The sequence below is a fragment of the Nocardia sp. Root136 genome, from assembly GCF_001427185.1.
GTDB lineage: Bacteria > Actinomycetota > Actinomycetes > Mycobacteriales > Mycobacteriaceae > Nocardia > Nocardia salmonicida.
Genome location: NZ_LMFE01000010.1, coordinates 26,318 through 40,551, shown reverse-complemented (window position 1 = coordinate 40,551; position 14,234 = coordinate 26,318). Strand labels below are relative to the sequence as shown.

Annotated in this window: 15 protein-coding genes; 5 read left to right on the top strand and 10 right to left on the bottom strand. The window is 67.2% G+C overall.

What is annotated here, in order from left to right:
- Positions 1-4 precede the first annotated feature (4 nt).
- From ASD42_RS25060 to ASD42_RS25045, 4 genes are all read right to left on the bottom strand, one after another.
- A complete protein-coding gene (locus ASD42_RS25060; RefSeq protein ID WP_063893746.1) occupies positions 5-799 on the bottom strand; it encodes an ABC transporter permease in 795 nt (264 codons plus the stop codon).
- Positions 796-1,554 (bottom strand): ABC transporter permease, encoded by a 759-nt coding sequence (locus tag ASD42_RS25055; protein ID WP_056821083.1) that lies wholly within the window; start codon positions 1,552-1,554, stop codon positions 796-798. The genes ASD42_RS25060 and ASD42_RS25055 overlap by 4 nt, the downstream gene beginning before the upstream one ends.
- Entirely contained in the window at positions 1,551-2,357 is an 807-nt protein-coding gene (locus ASD42_RS25050; protein ID WP_056821081.1) for an ABC transporter ATP-binding protein, read from the bottom strand. Before ASD42_RS25050 ends, ASD42_RS25055 begins: the two co-directional genes overlap by 4 nt.
- A 190-nt stretch (positions 2,358-2,547) precedes the next feature.
- Entirely contained in the window at positions 2,548-2,751 is a 204-nt protein-coding gene (locus ASD42_RS25045) for a cold-shock protein (protein WP_056821080.1), read from the bottom strand.
- Positions 2,752-2,972: 221 nt separating this feature from the next.
- Here ASD42_RS25045 and ASD42_RS25040 point away from each other — a divergent pair, with 221 nt between their 5' ends.
- Together ASD42_RS25040 and ASD42_RS25035 are read left to right on the top strand one after the other, a co-directional pair.
- Entirely contained in the window at positions 2,973-3,995 is a 1,023-nt protein-coding gene (locus tag ASD42_RS25040) for a hypothetical protein (RefSeq protein WP_056821079.1), read from the top strand.
- A 103-nt stretch (positions 3,996-4,098) separates the two neighbouring features.
- Positions 4,099-6,612, top strand: coding sequence for a GmrSD restriction endonuclease domain-containing protein (locus ASD42_RS25035; protein WP_056821078.1), 2,514 nt, complete (start codon positions 4,099-4,101; stop codon positions 6,610-6,612).
- Here ASD42_RS25035 and ASD42_RS25030 read toward each other — a convergent pair.
- Positions 6,609-6,890: a hypothetical protein gene (locus tag ASD42_RS25030; protein WP_131816891.1), complete on the bottom strand. Its 282-nt coding sequence runs from the start codon at positions 6,888-6,890 to the stop codon at positions 6,609-6,611. The two genes, ASD42_RS25035 and ASD42_RS25030, sit on opposite strands and share 4 nt — an antisense overlap.
- A 61-nt stretch (positions 6,891-6,951) precedes the next feature.
- Between ASD42_RS25030 and ASD42_RS25025 the strand changes: the two genes are divergently transcribed.
- Together ASD42_RS25025 and ASD42_RS25020 are read left to right on the top strand one after the other, a co-directional pair.
- Positions 6,952-7,902: an endonuclease/exonuclease/phosphatase family protein gene (locus ASD42_RS25025; protein ID WP_063893736.1), complete on the top strand. Its 951-nt coding sequence runs from the start codon at positions 6,952-6,954 to the stop codon at positions 7,900-7,902.
- Positions 7,903-7,976: 74 nt separating this feature from the next.
- On the top strand, positions 7,977-9,422 hold the full coding sequence (locus tag ASD42_RS25020) for a metallopeptidase (RefSeq protein ID WP_056821075.1): 1,446 nt from the start codon (positions 7,977-7,979) through the stop codon (positions 9,420-9,422).
- A gap of 1 nt (position 9,423) precedes the next feature.
- Here ASD42_RS25020 and ASD42_RS25015 read toward each other — a convergent pair whose 3' ends face one another.
- Genes ASD42_RS25015 through ASD42_RS25005 form a run of 3 tightly spaced genes read right to left on the bottom strand, consistent with a single transcriptional unit; the run spans position 9,424 to position 12,170 of the window.
- Positions 9,424-9,885 (bottom strand): 6,7-dimethyl-8-ribityllumazine synthase, encoded by a 462-nt coding sequence (locus ASD42_RS25015; RefSeq protein ID WP_056821074.1) that lies wholly within the window; start codon positions 9,883-9,885, stop codon positions 9,424-9,426.
- Positions 9,886-9,918: 33 nt separating this feature from the next.
- Positions 9,919-10,755 (bottom strand): alpha/beta hydrolase, encoded by an 837-nt coding sequence (locus ASD42_RS25010; protein WP_056821073.1) that lies wholly within the window; start codon positions 10,753-10,755, stop codon positions 9,919-9,921.
- Positions 10,752-12,170, bottom strand: coding sequence for a M20/M25/M40 family metallo-hydrolase (locus ASD42_RS25005; RefSeq protein WP_056821071.1), 1,419 nt, complete (start codon positions 12,168-12,170; stop codon positions 10,752-10,754). The genes ASD42_RS25010 and ASD42_RS25005 overlap by 4 nt, the downstream gene beginning before the upstream one ends.
- A 119-nt stretch (positions 12,171-12,289) precedes the next feature.
- Between ASD42_RS25005 and ASD42_RS25000 the strand changes: the two genes are divergently transcribed.
- The gene (locus ASD42_RS25000) at positions 12,290-13,033 is read left to right on the top strand and encodes a DUF4191 domain-containing protein (protein WP_056821069.1); all 744 of its coding nucleotides are present in this window, start codon (positions 12,290-12,292) and stop codon (positions 13,031-13,033) included.
- Between the two features lie 53 nt (positions 13,034-13,086).
- Here ASD42_RS25000 and ASD42_RS24995 read toward each other — a convergent pair whose 3' ends face one another.
- Positions 13,087-13,470, bottom strand: a complete 384-nt coding sequence (locus tag ASD42_RS24995) for a YrdB family protein (protein ID WP_082844365.1) — start codon at positions 13,468-13,470, stop codon at positions 13,087-13,089.
- A 46-nt stretch (positions 13,471-13,516) separates the two neighbouring features.
- The gene (locus ASD42_RS24990) at positions 13,517-13,972 is read right to left on the bottom strand and encodes an RDD family protein (protein WP_056821067.1); all 456 of its coding nucleotides are present in this window, start codon (positions 13,970-13,972) and stop codon (positions 13,517-13,519) included.
- Between the last annotated feature and the right edge of the window lie 262 nt (positions 13,973-14,234).

Below are 14,234 nucleotides of genomic sequence, written 5' to 3'. Positions count from 1 at the left end.
GCGGTCAGCGGGCCGCGCGCATACGGGATCCGACGGCGTCTTCGACGACGGAGACGAGCTGGTAGAGGACGACGCACACCACGGTCAGGACGACGACCGAGGACCACAGGCGCGCGAACTGGAATTCGTTGGCGTCCCTGAGCATCTGGCCGCCGAGACCCTCGCCGGTCGCCAGCCACTCGGCGAGCAGCGCACCGACCACCGAGGTGGTGACCGCGACCCGACCCGCCGTGAACCACGTCGGAACAGCATGCGGCAGAGACACTTTGAAGAATGTCGCGATCCGTGAGCCGCCGAACGCGGTGATCATGTCCAGGTCGGTGCGCGGGGTCGACCGGATGCCGTGCAGCATCGTCAGCAGTGCGGGGACCACCACGATCGCGGCGCCGACGACGGCGGTGCCGAGCGCGCCGCGTCCGAAGATCAACACCAGGATCGGGCCGACGGTGACCATCGGGACGGCATGCATCGCCGTCACGGTCGGCACGAACATCGACTCGACGGTGCGCGAGAAGTAGAAGACCAGCGAGATCACCGCGGCGAGGAACATCCCGAGGACGAAGCCGTAGGAGGCATCGATCAGGGTCCGCGCGAGGTCGGCGGTGATCGCCGAACGATTCGCCGCCGCTTCGGATTCGGTGAACAGGTAGTGCCAGACATCGCTGGGCGATTTGGCGACGAACGGGCTCACGTTCACCAGCCGCAGAAACACTGTCCAGACAGCCACGATGGCTACGCCCGCGCCTGCGAAGGTGATCAGCGTGCGCGCGAGGCTGCGCGCGATGACGTTCGAGGTCATCGGGTACCTCCCGAGGAGCTGGGCGCCCATGGGGTCGCCAGGCGTTCGACACCGGCGACGAGGGCGAAGGCGATACCGGCGAGCAGGCTGCACACCAACGTGATGCCCCAGGCCCGCACGACCTCACTCGACTGCTGCGCGACGACCAGCGCGGCGCCGAGTCCGCGTTCCTGGCCCATGAATTCGCCGATGATGGTGCCGAGCACCGCAGCGGGTACCGCGATCTTCAGCGAGGTCAGGATGTAGGGGAGCGCGGACAGGAACTGGACCTTGCGCAGGATCAGCACGCGGCCGCCGCCGTAGGCCCGGATCAGATCCTCGCCCGCGGGGTCGGCCCGGCGCAGCCCGTTGACCGTGCCGACCAGCGTCGCGAAGAACACCGACACCGCCGCCATGATCGCCGAGGTGGCCGGCCCGTTGAAGCAGGCCGCGAGGATCGGCGCGATCGCGATCAGCGGGATACAGGCTGACGCGATCCCGATCTGCAGCACCAGCTTCTCCAGCGCGGGCACGGTCATCACCAGCGCCGCACAGGCGATCGCGGCGAGATTCCCCCAGAAGTACCCGACGGTCGCCGAGGTGAGCGTGACGGGCAAATGGGTGCTGTAAAAGGCCGTGCCGTCGGCGACGAGTCCACCGACGATCGCCACCGGAGCGGCGATGGCGGGCCCGAGAACGCCGGTCATGCCGACGAGCTGCCAGACCGCCAGCACGATCGCCGTGCCGAGCGGTCCGAGATACCGCCTGGCGCTCATCGGGCCGGCTCCAGGTTGTCCCCTGCGGCCATGTCGGTGCCGAACAGGATCGAGGACAGCAGATCCACGTATTCGTGAAATGCCGTCGTGCGCATCATGGCGGGCGTGCGTGGGCGTGGCAGGTCGATATCGACGACTTTCTGGACGCGACCCGGCCTCGCACTCATCACGACGACCTTGTCCGAGAGGAATACCGCCTCGGAGATGCCGTGGGTGACCATCAGCGTGGTGGCCGGTCGCTCGGTCCAGATCCGCAGCAGTTCGATGTTGAGGTTCTGGCGGGTCATGTCGTCGAGCGCGCCGAAGGGCTCGTCCAGCAGCAGCACCCTCGGTTTGACGACCAGTGCTCGCGCGATCGCGACGCGCTGGCGCATTCCGCCGGAAAGCTGTGTGGGACGGGCATTCTCGAACCCGGTGAGGCCGACCAGGTCGATCAGATCCTGAATGGCGAGGTCGTCGGAGCGGTGACCGGCGACCTCCAGTGGCAGCCGGATGTTCGTGCGCACCGACCGCCACGGCAGCAGCGCGGCGTCCTGGAAGGCGATGCCGAGATGATGGTGTTTGCGCATATCGACAGGGGTTTCGCCGTGGACGAGTGCGGTCCCCGCGGTCTGGGTCTCCAGTCCGGCAAGAATGCGCAGGATGGTGCTCTTGCCGCATCCGGACGGGCCGAGCAGAGTGACGAATTCTCCTTCGTCGGAATGGATGTCTACGCCGTCGAGGGCGGTGACCTCCTTGCGGCCGACCTCGAAGGTCTTCGTGAGGCTGCCGATATGGATTCCTGGCGCGGTGGGCGGGACCATGCGAGCTCCTAGAGGGAAGGAAGTCGAATCTGTATCCAAGTTTGGATCCAAACTCGTATCCAGGAATCTAGAGCTCGTTTATTTCCGTGGAGTGACGTGCTGACACGACTGGGTTACCGTCCGCTCACCGGGTCCGGACATGAAAAAGCCCCGCACCAGTGGTGCGGGGCTTTTTCAGTTCACGCCGAAATCAGATGGCGCGGACGTCCTGGGCCTGCGGGCCCTTCTGGCCCTGGCCGACCTCGAACTCCACCCGCTGTCCCTCTTCGAGGGACTTGAAGCCCGAGCCGCCGATAGCCGAGTAGTGAACGAAGACGTCGGGGCCGCCTCCGTCTTGGGCGATGAAGCCGAAGCCCTTTTCGCCGTTGAACCACTTGACGGTGCCTTGAGTCATGTTTTAAAAGTCTTTTCCGTAGGTGAGCCATGGCGATCACTTGCGATCAGCCCAGTCTCAGCAACCCAGTATGCCATACTCGCCAGCAAACCGCGCCTAGCGCTTTCTCGCAACGCGATCTGGGCGGAGTCTGGGGTGGAAAACCGGCGTGTCGCGTCGCTCGGCAACCAATGTGAGTGCCCCTTTCCCACCGCGTCGCGGACTGTGCCAATCTGGGCGGTATGGGTGAGACGAACGCGGGGCGTGGCGGGCACGTCGACCTGGCCATGCGGGTGCTCGACGCGCATGTGGCGTTCACCAAGCAGCAGCTGCGTGAGCCCGCCGGGTTCCTCGAGTTCGTCACCGAGGAGATCGACGGTGCGCTCGACGAGGCCGCGGAGCTGACGCTGGCCGAGGCGGTCACCCGCGAGCAGATCAAGGCGGTCGCGCACAAGTTCGCCGTGCAGGTTCCGGTGGAGGGGGCGATTCCCGAACTCGTCGGCGAGATCGCGACGCGCTTGTACAACCATCGCGCCAACGACGAGATCGAAGTCGGCGAGCTCGTCGACAACCGCCGCTTCGACGAGCTGGTCGACGCCGTCGCCGACCTGGACCTCACCCACCGTCTGGTGCGGCTGGTGCTCGACAGCCCGGTGACCGTCGACGCGTGCGTCGAGGCGGTCCAGCGCGCGGTGGTCACCGCGGTCGACGAGGGCCTGCACCCCGAAGGGGGAGGGCTGGTCCGATCGTTGCGCGGCGCGCTGTCACGGTTGGCCGAACCCGCGATGCCCGCGATCGAGAGCGGCGTCGGCAGGCTCACCCGCACCGGCGCGCGATTCGTGTTGCGCGGCAACAGCAGTGACGTCGACGAGGTGCTGCTCGACAGCGCCCGCGAGACCTGGCGCAAACACACCGGCGACGCGGTCGGCTCGTTCCGTGATCTGGTCTCGGCCACCGATGTCGAAGACATCGTGGTGCTCGTCTTCGAATTCTGGCGCACCTTCCGCGATACCGACTACTTCCGCGCCCTGCTCGACGAAGGCGTCGACCACGTCTTCGACAAATACGGCGACACCCCCCTTGCCGAATTGCTGGCTGAGCTGGGCGTAGGGCGCGCGGAGATGCTCGAAGAGGCGCTGCGTTTCGGCCCGCCGGTCCTGGAAACACTCGACGAGCGTGGCTATCTCGATACCGTGCTGCGCCGCAGGCTGGCCCCGTTCTACGCCTCCGACGCCTTCCGGGCCGCTGTGTCCGGGATGGAGTGACCGCACCAGTTCCATTCGGCCGCTGGCATGTCGGGATGTGTCGGTACGATTCGTGCAACGATGGGGCGCTTGCCTGCCACCGGATCTCGATCGAAAGGCTGCCGTGACACGTCTGTCCTCCCTGCTCGACCAGATCGACTCCGGTGCTGTGCTGCTGCCCGAATTCCAGCGTGGCTACGTGTGGAACCGCGATCAGGTGCGCGGACTCATGCGGTCGCTGTACCTGGGGTATCCGGTCGGTGGGTTGCTGGTGTGGGAGACCGGGTCCGAGGACATCGCGGTCCGCGGGTCGACGACCGGCTCGGGGCTGCGCCAGTTGCTGCTCGACGGGCAACAGCGCATCACCACCCTCTACGGGATCATGCGCGGGACGGCGCCGTCGTTCTTCGAAGGCGACGAGATCGCTTTCACCGGTTTGCATTTCGATGTCGAGCGTGAGCTTTTCGAATTCCAGGTGCCCGGCCGCGATACCGCGCCGGCCTGGATCGACATCACCGAACTGTTCGCCCAGGGCCCGATGCACTACCTGTCCAGGTTCCCGGACGAGTCGCCGGAAACCCTTGCGCTCTATCTCGATCGGCTGAACAAGGTTCGCGAGGTCGCCAACCGCGAGTTCAATGTCGAGACCATCACCGGATCGGATCGCACGGTCGACGAGGTGGTCGACATCTTCAACCGGGTCAACTCCGGCGGCACCAAGCTGTCCAAGGGCGACCTCGCGCTGGCCACGCTGTGCGCGCAGTGGCCGCAGGCCAGGGGCAACCTGCGCGACCACCTGATCCGCTGGGACAAAGACGGCTACACCTTCACCCTGGACTGGTTGCTGCGCAATGTGATCGCGGTCGGCAACGGGCGCGCGCACTTCGACGCGCTCGGTGATCTCGCGCCCGCGGAATTCGAACAGGCGCTGGTGGACACCACCGAGCAGGTCGATACCTTCCTCGACACCGTGGCGGGCAGGCTCGGACTCGACCACGACCGAGTCCTGATGGGGCGCTACGCGATTCCGGTGATCACTCGGCTGCTGTTTCTCAACGGCGGCCGATTCGACAACGATCTGCACCGCGACCGGGTGCTGTACTGGTACGTGCATTCGGCGCTGTGGGGCCGGTTCAGCGGCTCCACCGAGACCTTCCTGCAGCAGGACTACGACACGCTCGAGCGCGGCGGCATCGACGCGCTGATCGGCTCGCTGGAACGGCTGCGCGGCGGCTCGCTCGACCTGTGCGCCGACGATTTCGCCGGCGCCACCCGCGGGTCCCGGTTCTATCCGCTGCTCTACATGCTGACCCGCGTCGACGGTTCGCGCGATCTCGGCAGCGGCTCGGAACTCGGTATCGAGCAGTTCGGTGAGCGCACGCCCGTGCAGGTGCACTACCTGTTCCCGAAAACGCTGCTGCGCGATGCCGGTTACGAACGCAACGAAATCAACGCGATCGCCAACTTCTGCTTCCTCGGCCCCGGGTCCGAGGCCGAGCTCGGCGAGCGCGAGCCCGCCGAATACTTCGCCGAGGTGGAGCGCCGCAACCCGGGTGCGCTCGCCTCGCAGTGGATTCCGACCGACCCGTCGCTGTGGCGGGTGGAGAACTATCGCGAGTTCCTGCGCGCCCGCCGCAAACTGCTCTCTGCCTCGGCCGATGCCTTCCTCGAAAAGCTGCGCACCGGCAAGCTGCACCGCCCGACCCTGCTGACGGTGGGTGTGGCCGGGGTGACCGTCGGCGATCCCGCGGTGGACCAGGTCAACGCTCTCGTCGACGACCTCGTCGCCGACGGCTTCGGCTTCCCGCTGCTCGACAGCGAGGTCTCCGACCCGGTCACCGGGCGCGAACTCGCTGTCGCCGAGGCTTTTTGGCCCGAAGGTCTGCAGCCGGGCGTCGGCATGCCGGTGGTACTCGTGCTCGAACCGTCCAATGCCGACCTCACCCGCTTCGCCCAGCTGGGCTACGCGGTGTTCACCTCCGTCGACGCCCTGCGCGGGTACGTCGACAACCTGCGCGTGGAGGCCTCCGGTGATACCTCCGTCGACGGCCCGGTAGGCGACCTGGCCGTACTGGCCGACCGTCTGCCCGCCACCTGGGTCGGCAACTCCGAACAGGTCTGGTTCCGCTTCGCCTGGAATCAGCTGGAGCACGACCGCGCCGACGGCCCCGATTCACTGCTCGGCGCCGAACAGCTCGCCCTGCGCTACATCGCCCTGTGGGCGCTCACCCGCACCTTCTACATCCACGCCTTCGACCAGGGCAACCCGGGCGAATGGCGCTACTACCTCGGTGACGCCATCGGCCCGAGCCCCCTGGTTCCGCGCGCCTGGCTGGCCCAGCGCGCCGTCGAATCCGGTGCGCTGGCCCCCGGCATGCCGCCCGGCGACGAGGACATCGCGATCGCGCTCGTGCACGGCGTCATCGAGACCGTCGAAGAGGTCGCCACCGCCCTGGCCCATATCCTCGGCGGTCCGGGACTCTTCGCGTCCCTGTGGGCGTCGGCGGGCGCGGCCGAGCACTACGGCTACCCCCTGTCCAACGACCAGATCAACGACCTGATCAACCAGGTGGTCAACGACCCCGAGTCCCGAAAGATCCAGGCCTACAACTGGATCGAGGCAGGACTGCCGCTCTAGGGTTGCCCGGTCGCGCGCTGGAAGGTCGAGACGAAGTCGGTCAGCGCGGTGCGATCTTCGAGGTCGGCGGGCCGGTAACCGCGATCGGCTTCGACGGTGATCGTGGTGCCCGCGCGCACGGGCAGCTCGTCCCAGCACACCGGCAGCACCGGTAGCTGTACGGTGCGCTCGCCGACGGTCAGGGTGAGCGCCGAGGTGTATCTGTTCGCGACGGTCATCAGCGCCTCGACCGCCTGCTCGGTGAGCGGTCCCGCGGCGGTGAATTCTTCGATGTACACGGCCTCCACTCTTCAAGACGCTCACAAGGGAGTGACAAGTGGGGCCGCTTAGGGTGGCGCCATGATGCGTAAATGGGTGGAACGAGCGTTGCTCGTCCTGGGGTGGGGCGCGGTGGTCGCGGCGGTCGTCGGGATCGTGTTGCACGTCGTGGACTGGCGCCAGAAGTCGATGGTGTTGTTGGCGTCGGGGGCGATGTGGTTGATGCTCGGTGCGGTCGTGGGGCTGGTGCTGATGCTGCTCGCGCGGGGATGGCGCAGTTCGGGGGCCGCGGTCCTGGTGCTCGCGGGCGCAGCGTGGCTGGTGGTGCCGTCCTACATTCCGGAGGCCAGGGCGGCGCAAGGGCCGGAACTGGTGGTGATGCAGTCGAATATCCTCTTCGGCAAGGCCGACCCGGGCGCCGTGGTCGGTGCGGTGCGTGACAACAACGTCGACGTACTCACCGTCGAGGAATTGACCGTCGACTCGATCGTGGGTCTGCGCGGGGCCGGACTCGAAGAGCGGCTGCCCTACTTCTATCTCGAACCGGCGCAGTCGGGCGGTGGCGGCACCGGCATCTACAGCCGATACCCGTTGCGCGACACCAAGAAATACGACGGCTTCATCATGAGCAATATCTCCGCGATCATGGAACACCCGCAGCGTGGCCCGATGCCGGTGTTCGCCTTCCATCCGATCCCGCCCAACATCGACTTCGGAGCCTGGTCGGCGGAGATGCGCGAGGTCGACGAGATCCTCGCGGCGACCAGCGCACCCGCGATCGTCGGCGCGGATTTCAATGCGACACAAGATCATTCGGCCTACCGAGCGCTGCTCGACGGCGCGTTCGCCTCGGCCGCCGCCCAGACCGGTGACGGTGTGCTGCTCACCTATCCGGCGGATCGCCGCTGGGGACCGGTGATCGGGATCGATCACATCCTCGTCGCAGGTGGGGTGGCAGAACAGATCCGCACGCTCACCATCCCCGGCTCCGACCATCGCGCGGTGCTGGCGACGATCCGAATGGGCTTGTGACAGTAGTCGTTTACCATGTGATCGCTCGATCGCGGACCGCACGGCGTCCGCGTCTTTTCCGGGGAGGACAGCGCATGAGAAGACATCGGTTCGGCGCGACCATGGCGGCTTTGGTGAGCATCGGCGTGCTCGTATCCGGTTGCGGCGCGACAACAGTCGCCAGCGACCAGGCGCAGCCGGTGATGGACAACCCGTGGGAGGTGGCGGGGGCGGCGTCGTCCACCGGTCCCAGCGGGTCGCGTCCCGGTGTGCCCGACACGGACAAGAAGGCCGACAACGGCGACAACGGCAAGATCGACAAGCTGGCTCTCAATGCCATCGCCGACATCGAAGAGTACTGGCAGACCGAGTATTCCAAGACTTTCCGGGGCAACTTCAAGCCCGCCTCGAAGTACATCTCGTGGTCAGCGAAAGCGCCGGAGTCGGAGTCGGTGCAGTTCTGCAAGAGCAGCACCTACAAGCTGGTCAACGCCGCCTACTGCCCGCTCGACCACACCATCGGCTGGGACCGTACCGTCCTGCTGCCGCTGCTGGTCGACAAGTACAAGGAGATGTCGGTGGTGATGGTGCTCGCCCACGAATACGGGCACGCCATCCAGTCTCAGGCCGACCTGCTGCGCGGGTTCCTCACCGACGCGCTGGTCAAGGAGCAGCAGGCCGACTGCCTGGCCGGTGTGTTCCTTCGCCATGTGGCAGAAGGCAATTCGAAGCACTTCACGCTCAACACCACCGACGGCCTCAACGGTGTACTCGGCGCCACCGTCGCCGTACGCGACCGCGACCCCAATGATCCCGACGCCGTCCACGGTTCGGCGTTCGAGCGGGTCACCGCGGTACAGATGGGTTACACCCAGGGCGCCAAGTCCTGCAAGGACATCAACGAGGACGAGATCGAGAAGCGTCGCGCCGGTCTGCCCGTCACCTTCGAGGAGGATGAACGAGACAAGCAGCTGCCGGTGAACAAGGAGACGTTGACCACCTTGGCCGCCCAGCTGGGCAAGTCGATGCCGGTGAAGAACGCGCCGAAATTCGACTACGTCGGCGTCACCCGCAACTGCTCCTCGACGACCACCACCGAGCCGGTCTCCTACTGCCCGGGTTCCAACACCATCGGCACCGACATTCCCGCCATGGCCAAGCGCGCGGGAGAGGGCTCCAGCACCAAGGAGGAGCCGCTGTCGGCGGTCGTCACCGGCGACTACAACGCGGCGGCGGTGTTCGTGTCCCGCTATGCCCTCGCGGTGCAGCAGGATCGCAAGCTCTCACTGTCGGGTGCCGATTCCGCGGGCCTGCGCACCGCGTGCCTGACGGGCGTGCTGACCACGAAACTCAGTGAGCCGAGCAGTGATCCGCGCCTGTCGGCCGGTGACCTCGACGAAGCGGTCTCGGGCCTGCTCGCCGACGGCCTCGCGGCCTCCGACGTCAACGGCAAGGTGGTGCCGAGCGGATATCAGCGCCTGGAGGCGTTCCGCACCGGCGTCCTCAGCGGCGAACAGGCCTGCCTGAACCAGTTCAAGTAGGTCAGTGCGAAGCGGGCAGTGACCGCAGGGAGCTGAGGGTGTTCGCCACCGCGCGGGCAGCCTCGGCTCCCTTTGTCACGAAGTGGTTGGTGTAGTAGTCCACGTGCTCGCTGTGCTCGTGGAAGTGGTGCGGGGTGAGCACCACCGAGAACACCGGCACATCGGTGTCGAGCTGCACGCGCATCAGGCCGTCGATCACCGCGGAGGCGACGAAGTCGTGGCGGTAGATGCCGCCGTCGACGACCAGGGCCGCGGCGACGATGGCGTCGTAGCGGCCGGTGCGGGCCAGGCGCTGGGCGTGCAGGGGGATCTCGAAGGCTCCGGGGACGTCGAACACCTCGACGACCTCGGGATCGAACCCGAAGCCCGTGTATTCGGCGAGGAAGCCCTCGTGCGCCTTGTTGACGATGGAGCTGTGCCAGCTCGCGCGGATGAAGGCAACGGCGCCGGAAGACGTGGTCATGAGCAGAGTCTACTAGGTCACCCGCACGGGAACTTACTGACCGGTAACATGGGCTGACAGCCAGTCGGTGACATCGCCGAGCACCTGCGCGCGCTCGGGTTCGTTGAACACCTCGTGGTAGAGCCCGGGGTAGCGCAGCACTGTCACGTCGGTCGAGCCCGCGTCACGTTCGAGAAGGTCGGCGCTCGACGGAGACGCGATCACGTCGGCGGTGCCGTGCAGCACCAGCAGTGGCGCGGTGAGCGCGCCGAGGCGCTGTTTCACCAGTGCGGTGTGTTGCAGGATCTCCACCGCGGTGCGCGCGGGCAGCTTGCCGCGGAAGACCAGCGGGTCGTCGTCGTAGGCGCGAACCACTGCGGGATCGCGGCTGATCGTGGACGAATCCAGAGTCAGCACACCGAGATTCGGCGCGAGCCGGGTGAGCAGCGGAGCGGCCAGGCGCTGGATCGGATTGCCGAGCGGGATGTCGAGGGGTGGCGCGGACACGATGACGCCCGCCACGTCGAGCGGCCCGCGAGTCGCCAGGTGCAGCACCACCAGGCTGCCCATCGAATGCCCCAGCAGGAACCGGGGGACACCGGGATGGGCGGCGCTCGCGAGACCGAGCAGAGTCGCGACATTGTCGGCGGCGCCCTGCATCGAACCGATATTGGCCGCCGCACCCTCGGACAGGCCGTGCCCGATGTGGTCGAGCGCGTAGACGGCGAAACCCGCGTCGGTCAGTGTGGTGCTGACGTATTCGTAGCGGCCCGAGTGTTCGGCGACGCCGTGCACCAGCACCACCACCGCGCGCGGCGCCGTCTCGGGTTGCCATGCGCGCCAAGCGATCTTGCCGCCGTGCCCCGCGAACTCGCCGGTGTCGGTCGTCATCGTGGCGCTCCTCCTGCTCCGGGCGCCGCGGCGAGCCGCTCGATGAGACGCCGGTTGAACTCGATCAGCCGAGCGTAGTTGAGCCGCGAGATCCGCTCGTCGGTTCCGTGGATACGTTCCAGATCCGCCGCGTTCACCACGATCGGCGCGAAGTTGCACCGAGTCACGGCCAAGCCGTCGTAGTGGCGTGAATCGGTGGCGCCGGGCACGATTCCGGTGGTGGTCACGATTCCGGGCACCACGCTGGAGGCCAGTTCGGCGACCAGGTCGTAAGCCGGACCCGGCTCGGTGAACCGGGAGGGCTCCGACGTCGGTCCGACGAGGTCGATCGCCACGCCGATATCGCGGATCACCCGGGCGCAGTGCGCCAGCACCGCCGCCACCGAATCACCGGGCAGGATACGGAAGTTCACCAGCGCCTCGGCGCTCTGTGGGAGCACATTGGCCTTCACTCCGCCGCTGATCACCGTGGGTGCGGTGGTGGTGCGGACCAGGGCCTCGGTGGTCGGGCCCGCCGCCATGATCCGGGCGACGAGCGGGCCGGCCAGTGTCGCCAGTACGCGCGTGTCGGTGAGTTCGAGCAGTCTGCGCCGTGGTTCGGGCATTGCCTCGCGCATGCGGGCGAGCATGTCGCTGATCACCGGCGTCAGCCGCAGCGGCATCGGATGATCCTGCACGCGCGCGACCGCACGTGCCAGTCGTCCCACCGCGGTCTGCTTGCCCGGCATCGAGGAGTGACCGCCGGTCTCGGTGACCGAAAGCCGGATCGTCGCATAGCCTTTCTCGCCGAGCATGATGCTGGCCACCGGCCGGTCGACCCCGTCGGCGACGCCGTCGGTGATCACCCCGCCCTCGTCGAGCAGCAACTCCGCGCGCACGTTCTCCTTGCGCAGGTGCTCGGCCATCCGGACCGCGCCGCCGTCGCCGAAGACCTCTTCGTCGTGACCGAAGGCGAGGAACATGGTGTGGCGCGGGCGAATTCCGGCCGCCAATGCCCCCTCGACCGCCTCCAGGACGGCGAGCACGCGGCTCTTGTCGTCGATCGCGCCACGGCCCCAGATGAAGTCGTCGTCGACGACACCGGCGAACGGGGGATGGGTCCAGCGTTGCGCGTCGTCGGCGGGCACCACGTCCTGGTGGGCGAGCAGGATGGCCGACACCGCGCCCGGCTCGGCGCCGTCCCAGCGGTAGAGCCTGCTGTGGCCGAACCTCGTCAACGCCAGCTCGGCGTGCACGCGGGGGAACGAGGTCTCCAGGTGGGTGGCCAGGCGGACGAACTCCGCGTCGGCGGTGTGCGCGGGATCCTCGGTCGACACCGTCGCGCACTGCAACGCGACGGCCAGCCGCTGTGCGACCTCGTCGTCGACGCCCTCGGTGACGGGGGACATGGCGGTGTTCTCGGTGATCGGGCGCATCTCAGTCATTGTGGCCCGTGGCGAGGCCCTTCGCCCAGCAAAGGCGTCCGAACCGCCGAGATGGTGGCGCGGTGTGATGCGGTCAGACGGTCCGGCGACGCGCCATCTAAGCTGGCACCATGGCAGGAGGCAAGGGCGGCAAGCCGTCGAAGGAAGCCAGGGCCGCGGCTAAAGCGGCCCGTAAGCAGGCATCACGCGAGCGACGTCAGCAGTTGTGGCAGGCGTTCAACATGCAGCGCAAGGAAGACAAGGCGCTGCTGCCGCTGATGATCGGCGCACTGGTCGGCACCACGGTGGTCTTCTTCCTCATCGGGCTGATCTTCGACATGCAGTGGTTCCTGCTGCCGCTGGGTCTGCTGCTGGGTGTGCTGCTGGCATTCATCCTGTTCGGGCGCCGCGTGCAGAAGAACGTGTACCGCAAGGCCGAGGGTCAGGCGGGCGCCGCGGCGTGGGTGCTGGAGAACCTGCAGGGCAAGTGGCGGGTCGCCAACGGCGTCGCCGCGACCACCCAGCTCGACGCCGTGCACCGCGTCATCGGCCTGCCCGGGGTGATCTTCGTCGCCGAGGGTTCGCCGCAGCGGGTCAAATCGCTCATTCAGCAGGAGAAGAAGCGCACCGCCCGCCTGGTCGGTGACACCCCCATCTACGAAGTGATCGTCGGCAACGAGGAAGGCCAGACTCCCCTCAAGGAGCTGCAGAAATACCTCACCAAGCTGCCGCGCAACATCGACGTCAAGCGGATCGACCAGATCGAGGGCAGGCTCTCGGCCCTGAGTTCGCGCAGTGGTCCCGCGATGCCGAAGGGCCCGATGCCCCCCGGCGCGAAAATGAAGGGCATGCAGCGCGCGATCCGTCGCCGCTGACCCACTCCCGCCACGAGCCCGTCACCTTGCGAAGGTGACGGGCTCGCGACGTTTCAGGCGTTGGGTGAGCGGCCGGTCAGCAGCCACAGAACCCGGTCGTACGCCAGTAGGTGGTAACCGACGAGAACTGCCGCCGAGATCAAGGCGAGGCGCGGCAGCGCAGCGGCCCACAGTGCCGCGGCGCCACCGAAGAGCACAGCGAACTCGACGAGCAACCGGACCGGGCCGGAGACGGGCACCGGCGAACCGCCGCCGCGTCCCGGATCGTCGGGGAGGGTGAACACACCCCACAGCGTCGCGGCCGCGATCGGCAGCACCACCACGAGCAGGTACCGCCACGGTGAGTCGAAAGCGCGCCATCCGTAGACGCCGAACGAGGCGATGGCGATCAATTCGAGCAGAAAACGCACGGCCAACATGGCCGGATTCAGTGACACGGCCTGATCGTATTGCTGTGCGCGACTACGAGCAGGTCCAAACAGCTCAGCGAGCGTTGACCAGTGCCGTCCCGGTCGCCCGGTCGTGCATGCCGCGGCCGTCGGCATCGGTGAACAGCGCGGGCACCACGAACACCAGCAGCACCTGCCTGGCCAGCGCGCGCACGAATCCCACCGCCACCGGTGCGTCGATGCGCAGCACCCGCAACTTCATGAAGTACTGGCCAGGGGTGAACCCGAACAGCGTCACCGCGGCCACGCCGACCACGAACCACACCAGCAGCGGCACCGACGACGATACGAAGCTGCGGGTGATCACCGCGGCGATCCCGACCGCGATGAACCAGTCGATGAACAGCGCGACGACTCGGCGCCAAGTGGGGGCGAGGGAGCCCGCTCCTTCGCGCGGCAACCCGTACAGCTCACCGGGGTAGCCGGAGATGTCCGAGTCGCCGGGTTCGCCCGGGGATCCGGATAGCCATGTGCCGGTAATACGCGCCATGGCTCCCAGGATAGTGGCGCGCGATCGGCCGCCCACGACCGCATTAATGGAGGTCACGTCAGCGCGGGATCACGCGGATGGCAGGATTAGCGTGAAGGTCGCGCCCGGATGGCTGACATCACCCAGGTATCCGGCTCGCGTAACACTGGCGAAACACAGCCTTGACTGTTGGGAAACACCGCGTCCTTAGCGTCAGGTCGCGACGAACCCCTTCGTGGCGACTGCGCGCAGGTCGTTCGAAAGGGCCAGCATCGCGACTGGC

Bases quoted from the DNA above. Each gene is read 5' to 3' on its own strand.
- ASD42_RS25010 (WP_056821073.1), bottom strand. From the start codon at position 10,755: ATGACGACCGACACCGGCGAGTTCGCGGGGCACGGCGGCAAGATCGCT.
- ASD42_RS25055 (WP_056821083.1), bottom strand. From the start codon at position 1,554: ATGAGCGCCAGGCGGTATCTCGGACCGCTCGGCACGGCGATCGTGCTG.
- ASD42_RS25040 (WP_056821079.1), top strand. From the start codon at position 2,973: ATGGGTGAGACGAACGCGGGGCGTGGCGGGCACGTCGACCTGGCCATG.
- ASD42_RS25025 (WP_063893736.1), top strand. From the start codon at position 6,952: ATGATGCGTAAATGGGTGGAACGAGCGTTGCTCGTCCTGGGGTGGGGC.
- ASD42_RS25060 (WP_063893746.1), bottom strand. From the start codon at position 799: ATGACCTCGAACGTCATCGCGCGCAGCCTCGCGCGCACGCTGATCACC.
- ASD42_RS25000 (WP_056821069.1), top strand. From the start codon at position 12,290: ATGGCAGGAGGCAAGGGCGGCAAGCCGTCGAAGGAAGCCAGGGCCGCG.
- ASD42_RS25005 (WP_056821071.1), bottom strand. From the start codon at position 12,170: ATGCGCCCGATCACCGAGAACACCGCCATGTCCCCCGTCACCGAGGGC.
- ASD42_RS25020 (WP_056821075.1), top strand. From the start codon at position 7,977: ATGAGAAGACATCGGTTCGGCGCGACCATGGCGGCTTTGGTGAGCATC.
- ASD42_RS24990 (WP_056821067.1), bottom strand. From the start codon at position 13,972: ATGGCGCGTATTACCGGCACATGGCTATCCGGATCCCCGGGCGAACCC.
- ASD42_RS25045 (WP_056821080.1), bottom strand. From the start codon at position 2,751: ATGACTCAAGGCACCGTCAAGTGGTTCAACGGCGAAAAGGGCTTCGGC.
- ASD42_RS25050 (WP_056821081.1), bottom strand. From the start codon at position 2,357: ATGGTCCCGCCCACCGCGCCAGGAATCCATATCGGCAGCCTCACGAAG.
- ASD42_RS25015 (WP_056821074.1), bottom strand. From the start codon at position 9,885: ATGACCACGTCTTCCGGCGCCGTTGCCTTCATCCGCGCGAGCTGGCAC.